This window comes from Pseudomonas sp. 8 R 14 (assembly GCF_900005955.1).
Classification (GTDB): domain Bacteria; phylum Pseudomonadota; class Gammaproteobacteria; order Pseudomonadales; family Pseudomonadaceae; genus Aquipseudomonas; species Aquipseudomonas marginalis.
Genome location: NZ_CVTH01000082.1, coordinates 1 through 24,535 on the forward strand (window position 1 = coordinate 1; position 24,535 = coordinate 24,535).

General features: G+C 61.6%; 16 protein-coding genes and 1 pseudogene. 4 read left to right on the top strand and 13 right to left on the bottom strand.

Going from position 1 to position 24,535, the window contains the following annotated elements; genetic code table 11:
- Nucleotides 1–2,237, top strand: a pseudogene (locus BFQ01_RS32635) (hypothetical protein); the annotation flags it as partial.
- Between the two features lie 54 nt (nucleotides 2,238–2,291).
- Here the strand turns inward: BFQ01_RS32635 and BFQ01_RS23705 are convergent.
- Together BFQ01_RS23705 and BFQ01_RS23710 are read right to left on the bottom strand one after the other, a co-directional pair.
- Entirely contained in the window at nucleotides 2,292–4,667 is a 2,376-nt protein-coding gene (locus BFQ01_RS23705; protein WP_027608582.1) for an efflux RND transporter permease subunit, read from the bottom strand.
- A 15-nt stretch (nucleotides 4,668–4,682) separates the two neighbouring features.
- The gene (locus tag BFQ01_RS23710) at nucleotides 4,683–5,711 is read right to left on the bottom strand and encodes a WD40/YVTN/BNR-like repeat-containing protein (protein ID WP_174562745.1); all 1,029 of its coding nucleotides are present in this window, start codon (nucleotides 5,709–5,711) and stop codon (nucleotides 4,683–4,685) included.
- A gap of 298 nt (nucleotides 5,712–6,009) precedes the next feature.
- On the opposite strand from BFQ01_RS23710, the gene BFQ01_RS23715 reads away from it, so the two are divergent.
- Nucleotides 6,010–7,125, top strand: a complete 1,116-nt coding sequence (locus tag BFQ01_RS23715) for a Gfo/Idh/MocA family protein (RefSeq protein WP_065927123.1) — start codon at nucleotides 6,010–6,012, stop codon at nucleotides 7,123–7,125.
- Between the two features lie 72 nt (nucleotides 7,126–7,197).
- Here BFQ01_RS23715 and BFQ01_RS32460 read toward each other — a convergent pair whose 3' ends face one another.
- From BFQ01_RS32460 to BFQ01_RS23770, 11 genes are all read right to left on the bottom strand, one after another.
- Entirely contained in the window at nucleotides 7,198–8,016 is an 819-nt protein-coding gene (locus tag BFQ01_RS32460) for a hypothetical protein (protein WP_141691301.1), read from the bottom strand.
- A 140-nt stretch (nucleotides 8,017–8,156) separates the two neighbouring features.
- Nucleotides 8,157–9,860 carry an AMP-binding protein gene (locus tag BFQ01_RS23725; RefSeq protein WP_065927125.1) on the bottom strand — a complete coding sequence of 568 codons (1,704 nt, stop codon included), beginning with the start codon at nucleotides 9,858–9,860 and terminating at the stop codon, nucleotides 8,157–8,159.
- A 31-nt stretch (nucleotides 9,861–9,891) separates the two neighbouring features.
- Nucleotides 9,892–11,190 (bottom strand): acetyl-CoA C-acetyltransferase, encoded by a 1,299-nt coding sequence (locus BFQ01_RS23730; RefSeq protein WP_065927126.1) that lies wholly within the window; start codon nucleotides 11,188–11,190, stop codon nucleotides 9,892–9,894.
- Nucleotides 11,187–12,077 carry a MaoC/PaaZ C-terminal domain-containing protein gene (locus BFQ01_RS23735; RefSeq protein WP_065927127.1) on the bottom strand — a complete coding sequence of 297 codons (891 nt, stop codon included), beginning with the start codon at nucleotides 12,075–12,077 and terminating at the stop codon, nucleotides 11,187–11,189. Before BFQ01_RS23735 ends, BFQ01_RS23730 begins: the two co-directional genes overlap by 4 nt.
- A 4-nt stretch (nucleotides 12,078–12,081) precedes the next feature.
- On the bottom strand, nucleotides 12,082–13,425 hold the full coding sequence (locus BFQ01_RS23740) for a 3-oxoacyl-ACP reductase (protein WP_065927128.1): 1,344 nt from the start codon (nucleotides 13,423–13,425) through the stop codon (nucleotides 12,082–12,084).
- Nucleotides 13,426–13,648: 223 nt separating this feature from the next.
- Nucleotides 13,649–16,174, bottom strand: a complete 2,526-nt coding sequence (locus BFQ01_RS23745; protein ID WP_065927129.1) for an acyl-CoA dehydrogenase — start codon at nucleotides 16,172–16,174, stop codon at nucleotides 13,649–13,651.
- Between the two features lie 254 nt (nucleotides 16,175–16,428).
- Nucleotides 16,429–17,883, bottom strand: coding sequence for an outer membrane protein transport protein (locus tag BFQ01_RS23750; protein ID WP_065927130.1), 1,455 nt, complete (start codon nucleotides 17,881–17,883; stop codon nucleotides 16,429–16,431).
- A gap of 131 nt (nucleotides 17,884–18,014) precedes the next feature.
- Nucleotides 18,015–18,509: an alkane oxidation protein activator PraB gene (gene praB / locus BFQ01_RS23755; protein ID WP_027608591.1), complete on the bottom strand. Its 495-nt coding sequence runs from the start codon at nucleotides 18,507–18,509 to the stop codon at nucleotides 18,015–18,017.
- A 124-nt stretch (nucleotides 18,510–18,633) separates the two neighbouring features.
- Nucleotides 18,634–19,128 carry an alkane oxidation protein activator PraA gene (gene praA, locus BFQ01_RS23760; RefSeq protein ID WP_065927131.1) on the bottom strand — a complete coding sequence of 165 codons (495 nt, stop codon included), beginning with the start codon at nucleotides 19,126–19,128 and terminating at the stop codon, nucleotides 18,634–18,636.
- 116 nt (nucleotides 19,129–19,244) lie between these two features.
- Nucleotides 19,245–20,525 (bottom strand): alkane 1-monooxygenase, encoded by a 1,281-nt coding sequence (locus BFQ01_RS23765; RefSeq protein ID WP_065927132.1) that lies wholly within the window; start codon nucleotides 20,523–20,525, stop codon nucleotides 19,245–19,247.
- A 306-nt stretch (nucleotides 20,526–20,831) separates the two neighbouring features.
- The gene (locus tag BFQ01_RS23770; protein WP_065927133.1) at nucleotides 20,832–21,830 is read right to left on the bottom strand and encodes an alpha/beta fold hydrolase; all 999 of its coding nucleotides are present in this window, start codon (nucleotides 21,828–21,830) and stop codon (nucleotides 20,832–20,834) included.
- 276 nt (nucleotides 21,831–22,106) lie between these two features.
- Here BFQ01_RS23770 and BFQ01_RS23775 point away from each other — a divergent pair, with 276 nt between their 5' ends.
- Together BFQ01_RS23775 and BFQ01_RS23780 are read left to right on the top strand one after the other, a co-directional pair.
- Nucleotides 22,107–23,645, top strand: coding sequence for a flavin-containing monooxygenase (locus BFQ01_RS23775; protein WP_065927134.1), 1,539 nt, complete (start codon nucleotides 22,107–22,109; stop codon nucleotides 23,643–23,645).
- The gene (locus BFQ01_RS23780) at nucleotides 23,642–24,532 is read left to right on the top strand and encodes an SDR family NAD(P)-dependent oxidoreductase (protein WP_065927135.1); all 891 of its coding nucleotides are present in this window, start codon (nucleotides 23,642–23,644) and stop codon (nucleotides 24,530–24,532) included. The genes BFQ01_RS23775 and BFQ01_RS23780 overlap by 4 nt, the downstream gene beginning before the upstream one ends.
- Nucleotides 24,533–24,535 lie beyond the last annotated feature (3 nt).

Below are 24,535 nucleotides of genomic sequence, written 5' to 3' on the forward strand. Positions count from 1 at the left end.
GGCGCAGCGCCGAACAATGGCCGGTGCCTGCGCCGGCCCAGATTCGCCAAGGCACCGTCGCCCTGCCCGGCGAGCTGCCGCAGGGCAACCACACCGCCCTGGATTTCAGCTTTGCCCAGGCCCACCAGCGCCTCACCCACAGCCAGCGCATGCGCTTGCAAACCTTCAGGGTCACACCACCTGCCACGTTGCCGCAGCCGGTGCTCAACGGTCCGCGCAAGGGGCTGTACTTGATCGGCACCACCTGGCATGCACGGGTTGACGGTGAGCTGTTTCAAGTCAGCCTGGGGCACGACGCCAGCGTGGTGATTGTGGATCCCGCCGACCCTGATCGCAGCGGCCCTTACCTAAGGACGCAGACGCCCGGCACGTGGACGATCGATACCCGCCTGCGCCTGCGCGGTGGCATGCCCCTGGGCCGCATTGCCGCCGAACGCCAACGTAAAGCGATGCGTATCAGCCAATTGCAAACCGAGTATGAGCAATTTCTCAAAGGCCAGGCGTCGCTGCAGAGCTCCGCCGATGAAGCTCAAGCGGCCATGGACAAAGCCGACAAGGACCCGACGATCGGAGAAACCCAACGGGCCCGGATCCGAAAACAATTTGACAGCGCGCTGCACAGCCAGACAGCGGAATTTCAGAAGATCCTGGACAGCGCCAAGGAACGGGGCGAACTGGGCATCGCATTACCGCTTACACCGCTCGAACGCATCCTGGAAAATACCGTCAAAAATACGCGCAAGCATGTGGTCGTGGCAGAAAATGACCGGCAAGCCCTCTATCGCGCCAATCAACGCTTTACCCGCGAAGGCCCGGCGTTGTACCTGGCGGTGCTTGGTGAGCCGGCGAGCTACCGGCAGTTTCTCCAGCGGCTGCTGGAGATCAATGAACGCAGCATTCATTGGCTGGAGCTCAAGGACCGCTCCCTGGAACAGCTGTTTGAGCTGAGCCCTGCCGGCGCCGAGAGTGCGACTGGATTGACGGCCGACCGGTCGAACGAAATCAGCGCCCTGGCAGTCAAGGACCTGCACATTCGCTGCTTGAAGCGTTTGATTGTCAAAGACGTTGAACATCCTCTGTTCAATGCCTTGAACACCATCGTCGATCCCTTGCAGGAGCATGTACGCACCCACAGCGAACTCAACAGCCTTGAACTGCCGGGCAGTGACCGCCTGAATGTACTGGAGAGCCTGGTGGAACACTATGGCAGTGCCCTCGACGCCTTGCAGGGCCTTGGCATCCTCGATGCCGAAGTCCTCGACCACACCTACAGCAGCAAACTGTTCACGCTGGTCGAGGCGCTCTACCAGGACGCCAGCCAGCGCCTGGCCAGCGAAATCAAACCGGCGGCACAAGCGCCCAAGCGCTTGCCAAAACGCCCGATGAGCAGCCACGGCGCTGCGCCTAAGCGCGTGATCAAGACCCGCCGCAAAGGCACATTCATCGGTGAACTCAAGCCCATCGGCAACGTGGATATCGTCGAAGTTCGCGCCGAGGGCAGCGACCAGTTGCTGGGGATGTATTCACAAAGCGGTGATGAATGGGTTGAATTCGTCCAGGCGCCGGCCCCACAACCGCCGGCGCCGACCCGTAGCCTGAGCGTAGTAAAGGGCCAGGCACGCAAACTCCTGGCCATGCTTCAGGACCACTTGAACCGGGGGGAGGCCTATCGAAAAATCTCCAGGCACCCGCAGGAAGTGCAGGAAATTTTGCAGTATGAAGCCGTGCGCTATGACACCTTGGCCACAGAGCTGCACCGTGCCATCGAAGCCCAACCCGAGGCTAGCAGGAGCGCCGCCGACCAAGCGCTGGTGGTGCAACTGCGCGAGGCCTACTCGCGGTTGAACAGCCAAGGCCAGGCGTTACGTTTGCAACTGTGCCTGCAACTGCCGCCCACCCATGCCAACCTCGAATACCTCATCGACCAGCAACAGGCGAACGTTGCGTTGCTGGGCAAACGTATTCAGTTGGGTGGCCCACGCCGTGACTTCATCCAGGAGTACGCGATCAACGACGCGAAAGGCTTTACGCTGTGGTACGCGCACTTTCACTACCCCGGCGCGAATACGCCCAAGGCCGATTACACGGCCGCCCATTTGAAAACCCGTGAGCAACGCCGCGAGAGCTATTACAGCCTGCTGGCCAAGGCGCAAAGTCCCCAGGCCATCGTCAATGTGCATCGAGGCTTGATCGGCAAACAGCTGGCTGAACGCTGGTTCCTGTCCTTCGAGTCGTGAGACCGGCAATAGCCTGTGGCGGCGGCACTTACGCGTTCGCCACAGGCTGCAGGCTCAGTGGGCGAACAGCGAATTACCCTTCTGCCCCGCCAGCTTCTCAGGCTTGATCAGGAACCGCGCCAGCGCCGGCAACAGCCATAGCGCACCGAACATGTTCCACAACAGCATGAAGGTCAGCATCAGGCCCATGTCGGCCTGGAACTTGATGGCCGAAAAAATCCAGGTGCACACACCGATGGCCAGGCACAGGCCGGTAAACAGCACCGCTTTGCCGGTGGACTTGAGCGTCTGGTAATAGGCTTCCTGCAACGGCAACCCCGCACGCAGGAAGCTCTCCAGGCGGCTGTAGATATAGATGCCGTAGTCCACGCCGATCCCCACGCCCAACGCCACCACCGGCAAGGTCGCGACCTTGACGCCGATACCCATGAACGCCATCAGCGCGTTACCCAGCACCGAGGTCAGCACCAGCGGCAGCACGATGCACAGGGTCGCGGCCCAGGAGCGGAAAGTGATCATGCACATGGTCGCCACACACAGGTACACCAGGATCAGGATGGTCAGCTCGGACTCCTTGATCACCTCGTTGGTGGCCGCTTCGATCCCGGCATTACCGGCGGCGAGGATGAATTCCAGGCCGTCCTTGTTGTTCTCCTTGGCGAAGTCCTGCACCGCATGCACGGCGCGGTCGAGGGTTTCGGCCTTGTGGTCGTTGAGGAACACCAGCACCGGTGCCAGGGAGCAATTGTTGTTGTACAGGCCGTCGGCGCGGGCGATGGAGTTGTTCAGCACATCCGGGTTGCGCGACAGGGTTTCCCATTTCAGGTTGCCCTCGTTCATGCCCTTGATCATCTGCTTGGACACGGTCACCAACGAGATCGCCGACTGCACCCCCTCGGTGTTCTGCATCTTCCACATCAACTGGTCGATGGGCGCCATGGCTTCATAGCGCGAGCAGCCTTCGGCCTTGGTCTTGACCATCACCACCAGCACGTCGGAGCTGGTGGAGTAGTTGCTGATGATGAAGTTGTTGTCCTTGTTGTAGCGCGAATCCGGGCGCAGCTCCGGCGCGCCCTGGTCGAGGTCGCCGATCTTCAGGTTCTGGCTGTACCAGAGGCCGCCGCCAAAGGCGACCAGCGCGAGCAGGACCGAGACCGGCGCGACTTTGGGGCTGGCGAATTTCGACAGCAGGCGCCAGAACGGATGTTCGCGGTGCGCGTCTTTCTTGCTCCGGGCGATGGCACGCTTGCTGATACCCGCATAGGAAATCGCCACCGGCAGCAGGATCAGGTTGGTGAACACGATCACCGCCACGCCGATGGACGCGCCGATGGCCAGTTCGCGGATCACGCCGATATCGATGATCAGCAGCGTGATAAAGCCCACGGCATCCGCGAGGATCGCGATCATCCCCGGCAGGAACAGTTGCCGGAAGGTGCGCCGCGCGGCCGTCAAGGCGTTGTCCGCCTCGCTGGATTGCAGGGCGATACCGTTGATCTTCTGCACACCGTGGGAAATCCCGATGGCGAAGATCAGGAACGGCACCAGCATCGAGTACGGGTCCAGCCCGAAGCCGAAGAAGTGCATCAGGCCGAGTTGCCAGACCACCGCCACCAGTGTGGTGCTCAACACGGCGATGGTGCTGCGCAGGCAGTTGGTGAACCACAGCAATAGAACCAGGGTGATGACGAAGGCAACGCCGAAGAACAGCACCACCATCACCAGGCCGTCGATCAGGTCGCCGACCTTCTTGGCGAAGCCGACGATGTGGATCTTGACGTTGGGGTTCTGGGCTTCGAACTTGTCGCGGATCTTGTCTTCGAGTTCATGGGAGAACTTGCGGTAATCCAGGGCCAGCAGCTTGCCCTGGTCCTGCGGGTCCGGGTAGGACTCCAGCAGCGGGATGTCGACGATACTCGACTTGAAATCGTTGGCCACCAGCCGTCCGACCTGGCCGGACTTAAGCACGTTGTTGCGCAGTTGATCGAGGCTTTGCGTCGAGCCGTTGTAGCTCTGCGGGATCACTTCACCGCCGGCGAAGCCTTCTTCGGTGACTTCGGTCCAGCGTACGCTGGGGCTCCACAGCGACTTGAGGCCCGAGCGGTCGACGCCGGAGATGTAGAACACCTCGTCGTTGATCTGCCTTAGGGTCTCCATGTATTCCTTAGTGAAGATGTCACCGTCCTTGGCCTCCACCGAGATACGCACCGTGTTGCCCAGGTTGGCCAGGTCGTTGCGGTGTTCCATCATCTTTTCGATGAAGGGGTGCTTGAGGGGGATCATCTTTTCAAAGCTGGTGGACGGGCGAATCAACGTCGCCTGCCAGAACAGGAAAATGCTCACCAGCAGGCAGATCACGATGACTGCCGGGCGGTTATTGAAGATCAGGCGCTCAAGAAAGGTCGCTTTATCGTTGTGATGACTGCTCATGCGTTCCCCGCCTTCTTATTGTTTTGTCGGTTCGGCGCCAGTGGGTGTGGCGACGCGAACACCACCCTGCCCGACCAGAATCAAGTTGCCGTTGCCTGCCGCCGTGACGGCCGACAATGAAATACGGTCGGGGCGATTGAACACGCTGAAGGTCTGGCCGTCGTCATGGCTGACCACCACGCTGCCGCCGTTGCCGACCACCACCAGCGAACCGTCTTCGAGCAAGGTGGCCCCCGACAGGCCGAACTCCAGGGCGCCGCGTGCGGCATTGAGTTCGACTTGTTCCCAGGTGCTGCCGAAATCCGTGGAGCGGTAAAGATTGCCGCGCAAGCCGTAGGCCAGCAGGGTTTGGGGTTGTGCGGTGCTGATCACGCCAAACAGCGAGCCCTCGTAGGGGCCTTCGAGTTTTTCCCAGGTCTGACCGTCGTCGCTGGAGCGGAACATGCTGCCCTGCTCGCCGACGATAAACAGGCCGGCGTCCTTGATCCGGGCGATGGCGTTGAGGTGAAACTGGTCTTCATTGTCGAGGCGGTCGCTGACGTCTTCCCAGGTCTTGCCGCCGTCGGTGGTTTCGATCAGCGCCCCATAGGCGCCCACGGCCAGGCCGTGGTGGGCATCGTTGAACCACACATCGAGCAACGGCGCTTCACGCTTGAGGTCTTGATACTGCTGGGTCCAGGTGGCACCGCCGTCGGTGCTGGCGAGGATTTGCGCATCATGGCCCACCGCCCAGCCCTGCTTGTCATCGACGAAATACACCGCCGTGAGCAGTTGCCGGGTGGGGACCTTGGCTTGGGTCCAGGTGCTGCCCTGGTCATCGGAATAGAGGATGTGCCCACGATCACCGACCGCCACCAGGCGCTTGCCGGCATGGACGACATCGATCATCAGGCCTTTGGCGGCCTTGGGGGATTCAATCGCAAAAGAGGTATCGCTGGCGGCCTGGACGACGGTCGGCAACGCGACAGTCCCAAACAGCGAGAGCGCTGCGGCCAGCAACGCAACCCTGCGTGCGGCGCGTGGGCGGCAAACAACCCAACCCATGACAGGCTCACTCATAGACCTTTCTCCCATTTATTATTGTTAGGTCGTCTCGCCTTCCCGGGCCCTGAAACCTGCAATCTAGAGCGCCTGGAGGAAGCAGGGGCCATCCTATCGGGCTTTCGAATCGTCTGACAATCGGTGCTACGTTATCTTTTGTTAACTGACGGCGTTTGGCCATGCCTGAATAGGCGGGTATCAGCCAGGCTGATTAATGAATTTTTATTCCATCTATTGAAATATGGGAATTTTTATTCCATTAATAGCCTTCCTGAAAACAATAATCCAAAGGACCACGGCTATGCGTGAACTCGGAATCGGCTTGATCGGCACAGGCTTCATGGGCCGCGCCCATGCACTGGCCTTCAACAATGCCCGGGCGGTATTTGAACTGCCGGTACACCTCAAGCTGGCCGCCCTGGCCGATGCCGACACCGAACGCGCCCAGCGCTGTGCCACGGCCTGGGGGTTTGCCCAGGCCCACGGCGACTGGCAGGCGCTGATCGACGACCCGGCCGTGGATGTGGTGGCCATCACCACGCCGAACCACCTGCACTTTCCCATGGCGATGGCGGCCATTGCAGCGGGCAAGGCGGTGTACTGCGAAAAACCCCTGGCGGTCAGCCTGGAGCAGGCCGATGCCATGCGCCAGGCCGCCCGCGAAGCCGGGGTGGTGACGCGGGTCGGCTACAACTACCAGCACAACCCGATGATCGGCCTGGCACGGCAACTGATTGCCGAGGGTGACCTCGGCGACATCATCAGCTTCCAGGGCGAGTTCAGCGAAGACTTCATGGCCGACCCGGCGTCACCGTGGTCGTGGCGCTGTGAAGTGGAGCATGCCGGTGGCGCCCTGGCGGACCTGGGCAGCCACTTGCTGTCGATGGCGCGCTACCTGGTGGGCGATGTGACCGCCGTGTGTGCCGACACCCAGACCGTCCACGCCCAACGCCCGGCCGTCAAAGGCAGCGCCGAGCAGAAAGCCATCGCCGTGGATGACCAGGTGCACGCCCTGCTGCGCTTCGCCAACGGCGCGCGCGGCACGGTGAGCAGCAGTTGGCTCAAGCACGGTTACAAGAACCACCTGAGTTTCGAGATCAGCGGCACCAAGGGCACCTTGGCGTTCGATCAGGAGCGCTTGAATGAACTGCGCCTGTGCCGTGTCGGCCAGGACGGTTTCCAGCGTTTGCTGGCCGGCCCTGCCCTGCCCGGCTACGCAGCGTTCAGCCCGGCGGCGGGGCATCAGTTGGGCTACAACGAGCTGAAGACCCTGGAGGTGCAGGAGTTGATCATGGCGCTGGCCGGCCAGGGCGCGGATGGCACCGACTTTGACGCGGCGTGGGAGGTGGAACGGCTGGCGACGGCGATTCGTGTGGCGGCCCGTGAAGAACGCTGGGTCAACCTAAACTCGCTCTGAAGCGCAATGCAAAACCCTTGTGGGAGGGGCAAGCCCCCCTCCCAACTTTCAGATCACCTGCACACCTCTCAATCAGCGGAAGTGAAGCCTGTCGAGCATGTCGGGACGCCTGAGGAGTTCCTTCGCCAGCCAGGCCTGGCGACCGAAGTAGGGATGCCTGGTAACGGTCCAGTTGGCAACTTCATGCAGTTTTTCGAGGCTGAGGTGGAAGGGCCACTGCGGAGCCTTGAACAGATCGACATCACGCATCAGCTCTCGGGCCAACTCTTTGTCATTCTGGTTTTTAAACATCGTGATGTTGAGGTTGTTTCGATCGATCAGGCCATCCAGCCCGCCGGTGATATGGTGACGGTCCATATCATCGACCAGGTCTCCACGCCTCATCAGTTCCCGTGCCAGGCGGATATTCTGGTCTTTTTCATAATCGCCGGTCAGCGGTTTTCCGGCCATATCCTTCAGGCCGTCCTTGGTGATGAACCCATTGGGTGCCTTGAAGTCATCGAACCTGTCGAGCAGCATGCGTGATAGGTCCGCATTGCTCTTGCTACCGAAACCGTAGCAGGGCCTGCAGGGGAACGGGTCGGGACTTGGAGGGCGCTGGGCGCCAAAGCAGTGGCGGACGAACAGCTTGAAATTGCTCATAACCCCCAGGGGCCAATAACCTGCTTTGATCTGCTGTGCACGGTCACGCGCCTCGAAGCCGGCGGTATCCGCGTTCGCGTAAAACGCCGGCGACCGCGGGGTGTCACTCGACTGAAAGCTGATTGAGGCGCTCTTTTGCGGAGTGGCGGACGAATTCGCCGTTGGTTTTGGGGAAGAGCTATTGCCCTGATCCACCTCCGAGTCCAGGCGTGAGGAAGTAACAGGTTTATCAAGAGCAGGCGCCAACATCGTTTGATGTCTCCAGTCCGGTTTGGCCAAAAAGTGTTCACCTGCCTGTCCAGCGTCGCACCAGGACGCAGAACACAGCGATAACGCTGGGTTGCAAGTAGTCCTTATGTGGCAGCGTGTCCGAATCAGTTCCTGCTTTTCTAGCGCAAGGCTCGACGCAGCACTTTGCCCACTGTCGTTTTAGGCAACTCGGTACTGCGAAACTCCACATACCTGGGCACCTTGTAGCCCGTCAGGTATTCGCGGCAATGGGCGAGGAGCTGTTCCTGGGTCAGGTTCGGGTCCTTGCGCACCACGATGATCTTGACCTTCTCCCCCGTCACGCCGTCTTCCACGCCGATGGCCGCCACTTCGCCGACGCCCGGGTGCAGCGCCACCACGTCTTCGATTTCATTGGGGTACACGTTGAAGCCCGAGACCAGGATCATGTCTTTCTTGCGGTCCACCAGGCGGATATAGCCGCGTTCATCCATCACGCCGATGTCACCGGTCGACAACCATCCCTCGGCGTCGAGCACTTCGGCGGTGGCGTCCGGACGCTTCCAATAGCCCTGCATCACCTGTGGGCCGCGCACCTGCAGTTCGCCTTGCTCGCCGATATCGGCCAGCTCGCCGTCTTCACGCATAAACCGTACCCAGGTCGACGGCAGCGGGACGCCGATGCTGCCGGTGAATTCCATTTCGCGCATGCGCGCAATGTCGATCGGGCTGATGCTCACCACCGGCGAGCATTCGGTGAGGCCGTAGCCTTCGATGATCGGCAGCCCGGTGACGTCCTTCCAGCGCTTGGCCACCGCCGTGTGCGTGGCCATGCCGCCGGCGATCACCATGCGCAGGTCGGAGAAGTCCCGGGCGCAGAACTCCTTATTCTCCAGCAAGCCGTTGAACAGCGTATTGACCCCGGCAATGCCATTGAAGCGCTCCTTGCGCAGGATCATCTGCACCCGCTTCACATCCCGCGGGTTGGCGATGAGGATGTTGCGCCCGCCCAGGCACATGAACATCAGGCAGTTCACCGTCAGGGAAAAGATGTGGTACAGCGGCAGCAGGGTGACGTTGGTTTCCTGCTTGTCCTGGTCCAGTTGGTCGCCGACCCAGGCCTTGGCCTGCAACAGGTTGGCGATGATATTGCGATGGCTGAGCATCACGCCCTTGGCATCCCCGGTGGTGCCGCCGGTGTATTGCAGGAAGGCCAGGTCGTCGAGGTGCATGTCCACCGGGAAGTGGTTGAGCGCGCGGCCCTGCTTCAGCACCTGGTTGAAACGCACCGAGCCCCTCAGGTTGAACGCCGGCACCTGCTTTTGCACGCGACGCAGGATGAAGTTCATCGCCGCGCCCTTGAAGCTGCCAAGCAGATCACCGATGGCGGCCACCACCACGCGCTTGATGCTGCTGCCGGCGATGACTTTTTCCAGGGTGTGGGCGAAGTTTTCGAAGATCACCACGGTTTCGGCGCCGCTGTCCTTGAGCAAGTGCTTGAGCTCATGGGCGGTGTACAACGGGTTGACGTTGACCACCACCGCGCCGGCCAGGATCGTGCCCAGCAGGCAGATCGGGTACTGCAAGCAGTTGGGCATCATCAGCGCCACGCGGTCGCCCTTCTGTACGCCCTGGCCCTGCAGCCAGGCGGCGAACGCAATGCCTTGCACCTGCCAGTCGGCGTAGGTCATTTCGGTGCCGATGCTGACGTAGGCGACCCGCTCGCGAAATTTCTCCAGGTGCTCCAGGAACACCTCGCGCAACGACGGGTAGTCCTCGATACCGGCATCGATGTCCGCCGGGACGCCGGGCAGGTAAGCGTTCAACCAGACCCGTTCGGTGTGTTCCAGGCTGATAGCGTTCATGGCAGTCTCCTTATTGTTGTTTTTGATGGGGCTACTTTTCGACGATAGCGGTAATGCCCAGCCCGCCCGCCGCGCAGATGGAAATCAGGCCGCGACCGCCGCCCCGCTCGTGAATGGCCTTGGCCAGCGCCGCCAATTGCCGGCCACCGGTGGCGGCAAACGGGTGGCCGCAGCCTAGAGAGCCGCCGTTGACGTTCATTTTGGCGCGGTCGATGGCCCCCAGCGGCGCCTCCAGGCCGAGCCGTTCGCGGCAGTAGTCGGCGTCTTCCCAGGCCTTGAGCGTGCACAGCACCTGGGCGGCAAACGCTTCGTGGATCTCGAAGAAATCGAAGTCGGCGAAACTCAGTCCTTCGCGCTTGAGCATGCGCGGTACGGCGTAGGCCGGCGCCATCAGCAGGCCTTCGCTGCCGTCGACAAAATTCACCGCCGCCGTCTCGCCCGTGCGCAGGTAGGCCAACACCGGCCAGCCATGGGCCGCCGCCCAATCTTCGCTGGCCAGCAGCACCACCGAGGCGCCATCCGTCAGTGGCGTGGAGTTGCCCGCCGTGAGGGTACCGTGCTGGCGGTCGTAGGCCGGGGACAGGCCGGCGAGTTTCTCCAGGCTGGCGTCGGCGCGCAGGTTGTTGTCCCGCGCCAGGCCGCGATGGGGGCTGATCAGGTCGTCGAAGAAACCGCGCTGATACGCGGCATCCAGGCGCTGGTGGCTGGTGAGGGCCAACTCGTCCTGGGCCAGGCGCTTGATCTGCCAGCGTTGGGCCATGGCTTCGCAATGTTCGCCCATGGACAAACCGGTACGCGGCTCGCCATTGCGCGGCAACAGCGGCTTGAACAACATCGACGGACGCACCTTCAGCAGTGCCTTCACCTTGTCGCCCATGCCCTTGGCGCGGTTGGCCGCGAGCAAGGTGTGGCGCAGGGATTCATTGATGCCGATGGGCGCGTCGGAGGTGGTGTCGGCACCACCGGCGATGCCCACGTCAATCTGGCCGAGGGCGATCTTATTCGCCACCAGCAAGGCCGCTTCCAGGCCGGTGCCGCAGGCTTGCTGCACATCGTAGGCCGGGGTCTGCGGGGACAAGGTGGTCGACAGCAGCGATTCACGCGCCAGGTTGAAATCCCGTGAATGCTTGATCACCGCGCCGGCGGCAAACTCGCCCAGGCGCTGGCCGTGCAGGTTGTAACGGTCGACCAGGCCTTGCAGCGCCGCCACCAGCAGGTCCTGGTTGCTGTCGTGGGCATACACCGTGTTGGAACGGGCGAACGGGATGCGGTTGCCGCCGATGATCGCCACGCGGCGGGTCGGGGCCGGATTGAAGCTGTAGTCACTCATGTAGGGCTCTCATTCCAGACAAATAGCCCGCGCATATGCGGTTTGTCGCCGGCGAAATTGCGCACTTCGAATTCGCGCCGCGGGCCGCTCACGGGGTGTTGCCACAGGGCGACCTGGCCGGGCAGGAAGATCGGCAGCTTGAAGTCGCAATGGGCTTCGGCCTGACCCAGGCCCCCGGGGGGTTGTTGAGCGGCCAATGCGCGGCCGAGGGTCCACATGCCATGGGCGATGGCGCGGCGAAAACCGAAGAGCCTGGCGCCGATCAGTGAGGTGTGGATCGGGTTGAAGTCCCCGGAGACCTTGGCGAAGCGCCGCCCCAGATCGGCCGGCAACACCCAGCGCTGGGTGCGCAACAGGCCCTCCTCCTGCAACGCCAGCGCGTCCTCCCATGGCTCGCCGACGGGACCTTTCACCGCGCGGCGCAGGTACAGGCTGTCGCTTTCCCACACCAGGCTGCCGCTGCTGTAGGCACGGGTGGCGATGCTCAGCGCCTGGCCCTTGGCGTGGGCCACCCAACGTTCGCAAAAGACTTCCAGGCGCAGCGCCTGGCCTTCCTGCAGGCGCTGGTGCTGCCGGATGCGGTTGGCCAGGTGCACCATGCCACTGGCCGGGTACGGAAAACTCGGACGGGTCAGCAGCATCAGGTGCAGGGGGAACGCCAGCACATGTGGGTACGACAGCGGCACGCCTTGTTCGCGGCGAAAGCCACAGGCACGGCCGTAAGCCGCAATGCCCGCAGCGGACAATTCCACCGCCGAGCGCACCAGGCGCTCCCTGGGCAACAGCGGTGCGCCGTCGAGCTTGGGTTTGCGCAGGCCACGTACGCCGTCCAGCAACAGGCGCGTGCGTGATGGCGGTGGGTCGATGATCTGCGTCACGTAGTCCATGGACTCAGGCTCCCAGCAGGCTTTGGCCGCACACGCGCACGACCTGGCCATTGACCCCGCCCGACGCCGGGTGCGCCAGCCAGGCAATGGTTTCGGCCACATCGATCGGCTGCCCGCCTTGGGACATCGAGTTCATGCGCCGCCCCGCTTCGCGAATCATCAGCGGAATTTTTGCGGTCATCTGGGTCTCGATAAACCCCGGCGCCACCGCGTTCACCGTGACCTGTTGCGCCGCCGCACGCGGGGCCAGGCCTTGCACCAGGCCGATCACGCCGGCCTTGGAGGTGGCGTAGTTGCTTTGCCCGAGGTTGCCGGCAATGCCGGAGATCGACGACACGCACACGATACGCCCCCCCGGATTCAGGCCCTGGCTATCCAACAAGGCACTGCTCAGGTGCAACGGTGCTTCGAGGTTGACCGCCAGCACGCTGCGCCAGGCTGCCTCCGTCATCTTGGCGATGGTCTTGTCGCGGGTGATCCCGGCGTTGTGCACCACCACATCGAAGGCACCGTATTGGCTGACATGGGCATGCAACTGGGCAGCGGCGTCCGCTGCCGTGATGTCCAAAGGCAGCGCCGAACCGTCCACACTCGCGGCCGCCTGTTGCAGCGAGTCCCGGGCCTGGGGCACGTCCACGCAGACCACATGGGCGCCCTCGCGGGCCAGGACCTGGGCGATGGCCAGGCCAATGCCTCGGGAAGCACCGGTGACCAGCGCGCGTCGGCCGGCGAAGGGTTTGTCCCAATTGACGGCGACCTGCCCATCCACCGGTTTTTCCAGGCGCACCACCTGCCCCGACACATAGGCCGAACGCCGCGACAGGAAGAAACGCAGGCTGCTGTCCAGTGCGTCTTCCGCTCCCGGAGCCACGTACAACAACTGCACGGTGATCGCCCGGCGCAACTCTTTGGCCAATGAACGCACCAAGCCTTCGAGCGCACGCTGGGCGATGGCCTGGGGCAACTCGGTGCAGTGTTCCGGCGCGGTGCCCAGCACCACAACGCGGCCATGTTGGCCCAGGCGTTTGGCGTTGGCGTGGAAGAACTCATAGAGCTCGCCCAGTTGTTGCAAGCCGGTTATGCCGCTGGCATCGAACACTGCGCCCTGCACCTTGACCGTGGACGGCGCCTTGAGCGTCGCCGGGGTGGCGGTGACCGTGTCGGTGGCGCTGAACACCTGTTGCACCTGCGCAGCCAGGCGCCCTGCCCCGGCGACAATCACCGGGTTGGCCAGGCCTGGCTGGCCGCTGCGGTGACGCTGCAACGGCACGGGCTGGGGCAAGCCCACCACCTGGGCCAGGCGACGGCCCCAGGGGGAATTGACGAACGATAGGTAGCTGTCACTCATAGATAGATCCACTCACCACACAAACTTGCCGTGTAAACCCGATCCATGTCGGAGGGGACAAGCCCTAATGCCAGTCATGTAGGAGCGAGCTTGCTCGCGAAGAAACTCAGGGCCACCACGTTTCTCCAGAATGAACGCGTTGCTTAGACGTTCTTCGCGAGCAAGCTCGCTCCTACATGACTGGCATTGGACCCATCCCTCTCCCACATTGACCGCGTTTGTCCTAGTTGACCGAGGCGTTTTCGCTTTGGCTGCTGCGCCGCTTGGCGACCGGCTCCAACGCCTGCCTGCGCTGCTGCAACGCCTCCAGCAAACCGAAGTCCTGGGGGAAGTCATCCACCTGGATAGCGTGGTCGGCGTATTCCACATAGCGCGCCAGCAAGGCGTCTTCGTCGTCGCTGATCAGGTCCAGCGCCCGCGCCTTGACGCGCCAGGCGGTGAAGGCCGTGGCGGCAATCGGCATCGGTTCGAGCAGGCCTTGCCTGATGGCCGGCTTGAGCCGGGCGTCGATCAGCTCGACTTGCGGCAGCAGGCGCAAGCCCAACTCGCCGTAGGCCAGCTTGTCGATTTCCGGACGCGGAATGTAGGAATTGGCCAGCAGGCGGTCGCGTGTTTCGCCGGGGATCTGCACCACATCGGCCACCTGGGCCAGCAGCTGATCCGAAGGTTTGCGCAACGGAATACCGAACGGGAACGTCAAGCCACGCAGCACCGCCGCCGCCGCTGTGGAGGGGTAGTTGTCCAGCACTTCGGCAAGGGCTTCATGGGCACGCAGCAATGCGTCCTGTGCCGCCCAATGCACCAGCGGCAGGTCTGCCTGGGGCCGGCCGTCGTCCTCGAAGCGCTTGAGCACGCAGGACAGGATGTACAGCTGCGACAGAATATCGCCCAAACGCCCGGTGATACTTTCCTTGCGCTTGAGGGCACCGCCCAGCACGCCCATGGAAATATCCGAGATCAGCGCCAGTACCACCGACAGGCGATTGGCCTGGCGATAGTAGGACGCCAGCGCCGGGTCGGTCTTGGCCGGTACGGAAATCAGGCGCCCGCCGGTCAGGGCATGCACCGCCGCACGTACGGTGTTGGCCAATACAAAGCTCACATGGCCGAACATCGCGCTATCAAAGTCTTCCAGCGCCTGGCGCCGGTCCGGGTTGCGCGCCGCTTCCATTTCGCGGAACACATAGGGATGGCAACGAATCAGGCCCTGGCCAAAGATGATCAGGCAGCGCGTCATGATGTTCGCGCCTTCCACCGTAATGGCGATGGGGCTTTGCTGATAGGCACGGGCCAGGAAGTTATTGGGGCCCATGCAGATGCCCTTGCCGGCGACGATGTCCATGCCGTCGTTGACGATCATCCGCGCGCGTTCGGTGACGTGGTACTTGGCGATGGCCGAGATCACCGAGGGTTTCTCACCGGCATCCAATGAAGCCACCGAGACCTTGCGCACCGCATCGCAGGCATACAGGTGCCCGGCCATGCGCGCCAGCGGCGCCTGCACCCCTTCGAACTTGCCGATGGGCAAGCCGAACTGTTTGCGCATCGCCGCGTAGGCCGTGGTACCACGCACCGCGACCTTGCCCAGGCCGACGTTGGCCGACGGCAGGGAAATGGCGCGGCCGGCGGCCAGGCACTCCATCAACATGCGCCAGCCGTTGCCGACCTGTTCGCGGCCGCCGATCACCCACTCCAGCGGGATGAACACATCCTTGCCGGTGGTCGGGCCGTTCTGGAATACGGCATTGAGCGGCCAGTGCCGGCGACCACTGTTTACGCCGGGATGGGAGGTGGGGATCAGGGCACAGGTGATGCCGAGAGAGCCTTTCGGCCCCAGCAATCCGTCCGGATCTTCCGCGCGAAACGCCAGACCGAGCACCGTGGCGATCGGTCCCAGGGTGATATAGCGCTTGTCCCAGGTCACACGGAAACCCAGTACTTCCTGGCCTTCATGGGTGCCTTTACAGACGATGCCCAGATCGGGAATCGCCCCGGCATCGGAGCCGGCATACGGGCTGGTCAGGGCAAAGCACGGGATGTCTTCGCCCCGGGCCAAACGCGGCAGGTAGTAATTGCGCTGGGCGTCGGTGCCGTAATGCAGCAGCAGTTCGGCCGGGCCCAGGGAGTTGGGCACCATCACCGAAATCGCCGCCGCCGAGCAGCGCGTCGACAGCTTCATCACCACTTGGGAATGGGCGTAGTGGGAGAAGCCTTTGCCGCCGTACTGCTTGGGAATGATCATGCCAAGGAAGCCGGCGTCCTTGGTGTACTGCCAGCCTTCGGGGGACATGTCCTGCCAGACCTGGGTGGTTTCCCAGTCGTTGGCGATATCGCACAAAGTTTCCACTTCATTGTCGAGGAAGGCTTGCTCCTCGGCGCTCAGGCTCGCCGGGGCCGCTTGCAGCAGGCGCTGCCAGTCGGGCTTGCCGCTGAACAGCTCGGCGTCCCACCACACGGTGCCGGACTCGATGGCGGCGCGTTCGGTGTCGGACATCGCCGGCATGATCGTGCGAAACAGGCCGAGGGCCTTGCTGGTCAACAGTGTGCGGCGCAGCGGTTTGAGGGTCATCAGCAACGCCGGCAATACCACCAGCACGGCCGCGACGGTGGCGCCGAAAGCCGCCACTCCATTGAACAGGTAGCCCGCTGTCAGCCAGATCAGGCCAGCGCCCAACCACAGGATGGCGGCAGCTTGTCGATACGCCAGGGCAATCGCGGCTGCGACACCCACCAATAACCAGATAACCATGGGGATACCTCTACTCGATTCAGGGCGTGGTTTACGTGCGCAAGGTCGGATCGACCTGCGGCGTAAAGCCACACTACAAACTTGGAAAGACAAATTCAAATTTTGTTTTGAAATTTTTATTTAATTCATGGACGAAAAAATAGCGGCTGAATGAATCAGCCTGGAATGCCAATACTCAAGGAACTGTTGACGTGGAATGAGGGTGAAGGCATCAAGATGCGCTTGGTGCCTTTTCCATCACCCTCTATGAAATATCAGAACGCGTAGGTGGCCGACACGCTCACCACATCGCCCGACGACTCCGCCTTGCCATTCAGGCTTGCGCCACCCAGGCGATCGACGTTTTGAGTCTTGAGCTTGACCTCTTGCACGAACTGGTGGGAATAGGCCAAGTCAAGACTGAGGCCCTTGATTGCTTTCACATCGTAACCAGCCCCCAACGACAGGAATGTACGGTCGCCATCCGGGATTCGCGGGTCGCGGGTCGAATTGCGTGTAGGTGTCTGGTCAAGGGCTACACCTGCACGCAAGGTCAACTCATCGGTCAAGCGGTAGTCACCGCCGAGGGAGTACATCCAGGTGTTCTTGTAGTTGTAGGGAATGGACACAATGGTGGTGCCACCGGACTCGAGCGTCAGGTCTTTGAAAGAGGACCACTCAGTCCAGGTCACACTGGCCCCCATCGTGAAGCGATCGTTGAACTGGTGTACCCAGTCCAGGCCGGCCGTGGCAGGAATGTCCAGTTGGACACTGGCATGGGCGCCGTCCGGTGCCAGCTCTAACCCTGGATAAGCGGTATTCACCAACGTACCGCTACCGCCAAACGGACTTGGCTGGGTCATCAGGTTGTAGGAAAACTGATCGGCGTAAATATTATATTTGCCGGTCATCTTGTTCTTGATCTTGGCGTGGTAATTCAAGCCAAGGGTGTCTCGCTCCGTGGGTTTCCAAACAATGCCGGTAAACCAGCCCGCTGAAATGTTGTCGACCTTCACACGCATCAAGGCACTGCCGACATCAGACGGAAAATTGATCCCGCCCAGCACGGAATCGGACACCGCGGCGGCAGACAACAAGTCCACGTTTTGACTGACGAAGCCCTTGCTGTGTTGCACGATCACGCCACCGCCGATAGAAAATTGATCATTCACCTTAAAGGACAGGGATCCGGTCAATCCTACGGTTTCAATTTTGGTGTCCACTGCAAAGTCGCGCAGTTTCGAGTCCTGATCCCAAGTGGAGCGCATACCCTGCGGCACTACCTGGCTCAGGCCGAAAGCGAACCGATCCCCCAGGGGCATGACCATGAAACCGGTTGGCAACCAGGCAGTGAACCCGCCTTGGCCGCCGTCGTTGTTATTCACCGTGGTCGATGCGACGTCGGGAAAACCATTGGCGTCCAAGGGCGTATTGGAAATCGGGTTGCCTGCATAATCAGAGGCGTCACCTTTGTACTTGATCTTGATGCGGGCGTAGTCAACGGTAAATTGCGCCACGTTGTGTTCGACAAACGCCATGGCCGCCGGGTTGTTGTACGCGGAACTGGGATCGTTCTTGAACAACGAGCCACCGGCAAATGCCCGGCCCCAACCGGGTGCGCCGTAGGTCGGTGTTGAAAAACCGCCGGCCTGTGCAGGCGCGTTCACCATCGCCCCGCCTATCAGTGCCAGCCCCAGCAAAACCTGCACGTGTTGTTTCTTATTATTCATGCGGCACTCCTTATTGTTATTTCTCTGAGCCGGCCCCGCCGGTTCGTTTTGCTTCCGGCAGTTCACAAACTGGCGCCCGATCGAGGCGCCAGTCTTTCAACAGGTGATCAGCCCGGTGTGTCAGTTGCCCATCAAGGCACGATGGTAAATGTCGGGCTTGGGGTAACGCTGAGGCTCACCACGGTGCAGCTACCACTCAGGGTCTGGTTGGAGGCGGTCAGTACACCACCGCTGTAGCCCACGGTGATGGTGGACGGACCGCAATTGGACGCCGGATACAGAACCGACGCGGCGATGGTGTAACCAACGTTGCTGACCGAGCCCGCAGCGGCACCGGTGGCGGTCAAGGTCCATGGCAGACCGGTGATTTTCGGCAGCGCACAAAGACCACCGCCGGTCACCGCCACACCGGTGATTTTTGCCACACCGCTGGCATCGACGTTCCCGGTAAAAGTTGCGCCGCAGTTAACAGTGGCCTGGAACGACGATGGCGACTTCACCGAAATGGTGCCTGGCGCAGTGAAGCTCGAGTTCACCGGGGTGATGCTATAGGCATTGGCCATCGACGCAGCACCCATGCAAACAGCCAAAGCAGACAACGATACGAGGGTTTTCAAGCTTTTCATTGTTTTTCCTCACATGTTATGGCGAGTCATTTCGCCAGGGGGGTAATGGCCATGAACGAGAGGTCACGGTGAAACTGCAGAACTTCCCTTTCCAGCCAAATTTCAATTCAATTACCGAAGCACGTTACTCAACAACTTTGAAGTTCGGCGGCATCTTGATCGACACCGTCTTGATCTTGCAGTCTTCGCCAATCGGTACATTGGCGGCTTCCAACTTGCCGGTGGCGTTATCCCAGGTGCCATCGGCGGTGGAAGGCCCGCACTTGCCGCCCAGGCCGAAAGCGTGAACATCGACACTGATCTTCGACATGGAACCGCTCCTGGTATCTTTGGCGACCAGGATCCACGGCAAGTTGATGGCTTCGACGCGACTGCACTTGAGGCCGCCGTCGAATTCGACTTTGTCGACATTGACCGAGGAACCGTCCGCAGCGACCTTGCCGGCCACCTTGATGGTGCAATCGGCGCTGATCAGCGCGCCTTTGGAGAAGCTGATCGGGCCCTGGGCGGTAAAGGCGCTGCCCGCCGGTTCGATACGCGCGGCCTGGGCCTGGTGATAGGTGATCAGGCCCAGCACGGCCAATACGATATGGGTGGTGAACTTGGCAGGTGTTTGCATGGTGTACGTCCTTCCCTTTCATTATTTTTTTCGGGTCAAAGCACTTTCTCGGGGCGATAAAATCCTGCGCGGCAATCAGGCCCCGAGCACACAACAAGACTAAGTGTTACTTCAGATCAAAACGGCTTGGCACTGCCGCTGTACTTCTCCAGGTACTTCAAACGCTGTGAAGGTTGAAGATTGGTCAGGGTGATATCCCCGGCATAATGATTAAGGACTCGATGATCCATGCGCCGCCGCCACAAGTACGGGACATACGCCCAGACAATCATGCTCGCGTAACCATAAGGCAGTTGCGGCGACTCATCGAAGTGGCGCAACGACTGATAACTGCGCGTCGGGTTGGCGTGGTGATCGGAGTGCCGCTGCAGTTGGAACAGAAAGATATTGGTGACAATCCGATTACTGTTCCAGGAGTGCCGAGGCGAACACCGTTCATAACGACCGTTGGGCAACTTCTGGCGTTTAAGGCCGTAGTGCTCTACATAGTTCACCACTTCCAGCAACGAGAAGCCGTAGATGCCCTGGATAACCAGGAACGGAATCACCGCTGCCCCCAGCCAGGCAATCATCGCGCCCCACAGCACCACGCTGTACATCCAGGCACTGAGCACAGCGTTTTTCCAATGCCAGGCCGGCAGGCCGAGTTTGCGCAGGCGCTCGCGCTCCAGGTTCCAGGCCGAGTGTGCGCTGAACCACACCGAACGCGGCAGGAAAGCCCAGAAGCTCTCGCCCAGCCGCGAGCTGGCGGGGTCCTCCGGCGTGGCAACACGTACGTGATGGCCACGATTGTGCTCGGTGTAGAAGTGCCCGTAGAAGGTCGGCGCCAGGGTGACCTTGGCGAGGAACACTTCCAAAGCGTTGGGCTTGTGCCCCAGTTCATGGGCGGTATTGATCGCAATACCGGTGGCGGCACCGGTCGACATCGCCATGCCCAGATAAGTGAACCAGCTCGGTTCGCCATGCAGTTGAGTGCGGGCGGTGATGTAGCTGGCGGCGTGGGATAGCCAGCTGGAAGGGTCCAGGTTCGCTGCAGCCTGCAACAGGCCACCCTGGATGATCCAGTCGATCCCGCCGGCGGCCAGCCAGCCGGTGATCACCACCGAGGAGATCACGAACAACACGCCGGTATAGACGATCCAGCGGTAGTAGCTTTGGGATTCGAGGTGGCCAACGGCGGATTCGGGCGGGTTGCTCACGTCTTCACCGAGCAGACCGTCGATCAATGGGATCAGGCCGAAGATCACCAGCACGCCGACCCACCACAGTTGCTGGATACCGGTCGTGATCGCCAGGGTGCCGGACAACAACGGCGTGGCCAGCGGCATGATGCCCAGCCACCACAGGTGGCGCTTGCCGTCGGTCCACACGCTTGGGGCAGCCAATGTCTGATTCATGGCTGCCTCCGGATGAGGCGGGTTGGCAGGGACGCAAAAAACAGCTTCGAGGAATGCTGGGCACCCCAGGAAATCAACCATGCGATAAAAGACGTTTTTTTCATTTTTATTCGCTCTTAGGCATTTCAAAAATCATTTCAAAATAAATATTGAAATATTTTTTTAAATAAATAGCGCGGAATCGTTAGGTCGTCAACTACTTTTTCGAGGCCTTTTTAGCGTGACTGAACAGTCGTTTTTTCAGCTGTTGGGTCAGGTCTCTAGGGCAGGCATTTCGGACATTCGATCCAGCAATCGGGGCCATGATTATTTGTTAGCCAGGGCAAAGGGCGCGTGCAACACCGTAGCGCTCTGGGCCGGTCGGACACGCTTGGCTATCTGCTCCACCACCGCCGCCACCCGTTCAGTCGCGGTAATGGGCAACATGTGGCCGCGTCCTTCCACAAGCTGCAATTTAAGCCCCGGCACCTTGCTGGCCAGGGCCTGACCATGTTTCTGGAAGTCCAGCACCTTGTCCCGCGCGCCATAGATCAGCCCGATCGGCAAGGTCAGTTGCGGGTAGCGCTTGACCATGTCCGGCAGGTGATCGTTGACCTGGTTGATCTCGGCGGACGCGGCATAGAAGTTATCCGGCCGCATGCCGAGCAGCCCACCGCCACGCGTGGCGAAATCGGCCGGGGCGGCATCGGGGGCGAACACGCCTTTGACCACCGAGCCTTTGGTCAGCAGGCCGATGGGCACGGTCAGGGTGTGCGACAGCCAGCGCCGCAGCCACGCCGGGCGCACCGCCAATGACAGGAACACCAGTGGCAACAGGCGTTGGGGATGGCTCAGTGGCGCCACCAGGATCAACCCGGACACCGCGTGGGGGTGGTCGAGGGCCAGCGCCAGGGCAATCGCGCCGCCGAGGGAATGCCCCAGCACCAGCGGTTTTTCCAGGCCCAGCGTTTGGATAAAGGCCGCGATTTGCCGGGCCTGGGCCGGCAGGTCGGCCGGCGTACCCGCGTGGCGGGTGGAATAGCCCGATCCCGGGCGGTCGAGGGTGATGACCCTGAAGTGCTCACGCAACTGGCCGGACAAGGCGTAGGTCAGGTTGCGGCTGCTGCCCATCAGCCCGTGAATCATCACCAGCGGCGGGCCCTTGCCCTCTTCGTAATAATGAAAGCGCTCGCCATCGACCTCCACAAAGCGCCCATTGCCTGGAACCGCTGCTTCAATCCGCCGTGTCATCCAGGCACTCAAGCCCCAAAACACGACGCTCGCCCCCACCAGCACACCCGCAGCAATCAACCATTGCACAGCCATAGCTCGGTCCTCTGCTTCCCTGCTGCCGCCGACCTGACCGGAATTGATCAAGGCCTCGGCCAACGTCCACACCCTGGACCTGAACGGCGTGCGTACCACGCTCGTCCGTCGGACAAGTCGCACATAAGGCACAAGGTCCTAGCGTAGGCGCTATTTTCAGGTAGATTATTTAAAATCTTTTTTAAAATAATTAATTCAATTTTTCTTTGCAATGGTGTTCTATCTAAAAGACACAACAAAAACAGGAGCACATCCGATGCCCATGAAGGACCGCCTATGAATGCCCACAGTGATTCCATCGACATCGCCATCATCGGTTCGGGTTTTGCCGGCCTGTGCATGGCCATCAAACTCAAGGAGGCGGGGTTCACCGACTTCTTTGTCGCCGAGCAGGCCGATACCCTCGGCGGCACCTGGCGGGACAATCACTACCCCGGTTGCGCCTGCGATGTGCAGTCCCACGTGTATTCGTTTTCCTTTGCACCCAACCCGGACTGGACTCGGCAGTTCGCGCCGCAAGCGGAAATCCGCGCCTACCTGGAAGACTGCGCGGTGCGCTTCGGATTGGCGCCCTACCTGCGTTTCGGCATGGGCCTAAAGCGCGCGGTGTTCGATGAACAGCTACAACGCTGGCAGTTGAGTTTCAGCGATGGCCGCCACGTCAGTGCGCGGGTGCTGGTGTCGGGCATGGGCGCCCTGGCACGCCCGGCGCTGCCGGAGATTCCGGGGCTGGAAACCTTCAAGGGCAAGCGCTTCCACTCCCAGCAGTGGGATCACGCATACGCCTTGAAGGGCAAGCGCGTGGCGGTGATCGGCACAGGGGCCAGTGCCATCCAGTTCGTGCCGCAGATTGCGCCGCAGGTGGCGCACCTGGATCTGTTCCAGCGCACTCCACCGTGGATCATGCCCAAGCCCGACCGCGGGATTTCAGCGTTCGAACGCTGGCTGTTCAGACACCTGCCTGTTACCCAGCGCCTGGTGCGTGGCGCCTTCTACTGGGCACTGGAAGGCCGTGTGCTGGGATTTGCGCTGCACCCGCAGCTGATGAAAATGGTGCAGAAAGTCGCCCTGCGCCACCTTCGCAAACAAGTGCCGCGCCCTTCCCTGCGCAAGGCCCTGACGCCGGACTACACCATTGGCTGCAAGCGTGTGCTGATCTCAAATGACTACTACCCGGCGCTGTCGCGCAGCAATGTCGAGGTGGTGACCGACAACATCCTGCGTATCGAAGCCGACGGTGTGATCACAGCCGACGGTATCAAGCACCCGGCCGACTGCCTGATTTTCGGCACCGGCTTCCAGGCCACTGACCCGCTGCCCCGCGACTGCATCATCGGTCGCGACGGTGTGGACCTGATGGACACCTGGCGCGACGGTGCACACGCCTATAAGGGCACCACGGTGCCGGGCTATCCCAACCTGTTTCTGATCATCGGGCCCAACACCGGCCTGGGCCATAACTCGATGATCCTGATGATCGAGGCGCAGGTGACCTACATCCTCGACGCGCTCAGGCAGATGCAGCGCCATCGCATCGCCACGGTGGACGTCAAACCCGCAGTGGAGAGCGCCTACAACCAGCACCTGCAAGACCAGCTCAAACGCACCATCTGGAACACCGGCGGGTGCCAGAGCTGGTACCTCGACCCACGCACCGGCAAGAACACCACCCTGTGGCCCGGCTCGACCTGGCGTTTCAAGCAGGTGACCCGGCAGTTTGCGCTCAAGGACTACGTGGCCGGCCTGGGGCCGGTCAATGCCCCTACCCGGCCGATGCCGACGCCCCATTCCACCGCAGAAGGTAGCCTGTCATGAAGTCATTCAACGGCCGCGTGGCGGCGATTACCGGCGCGGCATCCGGCATGGGTCGCGCATTGGCCCTGGCACTCGCGCGCGAAGGTTGCCACCTGGCACTGGCGGACAAAAACGCCCAAGGCCTGGAGCAGACCCTGGCACTGATCAAGACCTCAACCCTGGCGCCGGTGACGATTACCACCCAGGTCCTGGATGTGTCCGACCGCCAGGCCATGGAGGCTTGGGCGGCGCGCTGCGTGGCCGAGCATGGCCAGGTCAACCTGGTGTTCAACAACGCCGGCGTGGCCCTGTCGAGTACGGTCGAAGGCGTGGACTACGCCGACCTGGAGTGGATCGTCGGCATCAACTTCTGGGGCGTGGTCCACGGCACCAAGGCGTTCCTGCCGCACCTCAAGGCCAGCGGCGACGGCCATGTGATCAACACGTCCAGCGTGTTCGGCCTGTTTGCCCAGCCCGGCATGAGCGGTTACAACGCGACCAAATTCGCCGTGCGCGGCTTTACCGAAGCCCTGCGCCAGGAGCTGGACCTGCAACGCTGCGGCGTCTCGGCCACCTGCGTGCACCCCGGCGGCATCCGCACCGATATCTGTCGCAGCAGCCGCATCGACGCGAACATGACCGGCTTCCTGATCCACAGCGAACAGCAGGCCCGCGCCGACTTCGAAAAACTCTTCATCACCGATGCCGACCAGGCCGCCAAGGTGATCCTGCAAGGCGTCCGCAAAAACAAGCGTCGCGTGCTGATAGGCCGCGACGCGTATTTCCTCGACCTGCTCGCCCGTTGCCTGCCGGCGGCCTATCAAGCGCTGGTGGTCCTGGCCAGCAAGCGCATGGGCCCCAAGCAACGCAGGCCAGTGTTTGAAACCAACGACGAGCCCCGTCTCTGAACA

Coding starts and splice junctions, on each gene's coding strand:
- BFQ01_RS23705 (WP_027608582.1), bottom strand. CDS start 4,667: ATGAGCAGTCATCACAACGATAAAGCGACCTTTCTTGAGCGCCTGATC.
- BFQ01_RS23710 (WP_174562745.1), bottom strand. CDS start 5,711: ATGGGTTGGGTTGTTTGCCGCCCACGCGCCGCACGCAGGGTTGCGTTG.
- BFQ01_RS23715 (WP_065927123.1), top strand. CDS start 6,010: ATGCGTGAACTCGGAATCGGCTTGATCGGCACAGGCTTCATGGGCCGC.
- BFQ01_RS32460 (WP_141691301.1), bottom strand. CDS start 8,016: ATGTTGGCGCCTGCTCTTGATAAACCTGTTACTTCCTCACGCCTGGAC.
- BFQ01_RS23725 (WP_065927125.1), bottom strand. CDS start 9,860: ATGAACGCTATCAGCCTGGAACACACCGAACGGGTCTGGTTGAACGCT.
- BFQ01_RS23730 (WP_065927126.1), bottom strand. CDS start 11,190: ATGAGTGACTACAGCTTCAATCCGGCCCCGACCCGCCGCGTGGCGATC.
- BFQ01_RS23735 (WP_065927127.1), bottom strand. CDS start 12,077: ATGGACTACGTGACGCAGATCATCGACCCACCGCCATCACGCACGCGC.
- BFQ01_RS23740 (WP_065927128.1), bottom strand. CDS start 13,425: ATGAGTGACAGCTACCTATCGTTCGTCAATTCCCCCTGGGGCCGTCGC.
- BFQ01_RS23745 (WP_065927129.1), bottom strand. CDS start 16,174: ATGGTTATCTGGTTATTGGTGGGTGTCGCAGCCGCGATTGCCCTGGCG.
- BFQ01_RS23750 (WP_065927130.1), bottom strand. CDS start 17,883: ATGAATAATAAGAAACAACACGTGCAGGTTTTGCTGGGGCTGGCACTG.
- praB (WP_027608591.1), bottom strand. CDS start 18,509: ATGAAAAGCTTGAAAACCCTCGTATCGTTGTCTGCTTTGGCTGTTTGC.
- praA (WP_065927131.1), bottom strand. CDS start 19,128: ATGCAAACACCTGCCAAGTTCACCACCCATATCGTATTGGCCGTGCTG.
- BFQ01_RS23765 (WP_065927132.1), bottom strand. CDS start 20,525: ATGAATCAGACATTGGCTGCCCCAAGCGTGTGGACCGACGGCAAGCGC.
- BFQ01_RS23770 (WP_065927133.1), bottom strand. CDS start 21,830: ATGGCTGTGCAATGGTTGATTGCTGCGGGTGTGCTGGTGGGGGCGAGC.
- BFQ01_RS23775 (WP_065927134.1), top strand. CDS start 22,107: ATGAATGCCCACAGTGATTCCATCGACATCGCCATCATCGGTTCGGGT.
- BFQ01_RS23780 (WP_065927135.1), top strand. CDS start 23,642: ATGAAGTCATTCAACGGCCGCGTGGCGGCGATTACCGGCGCGGCATCC.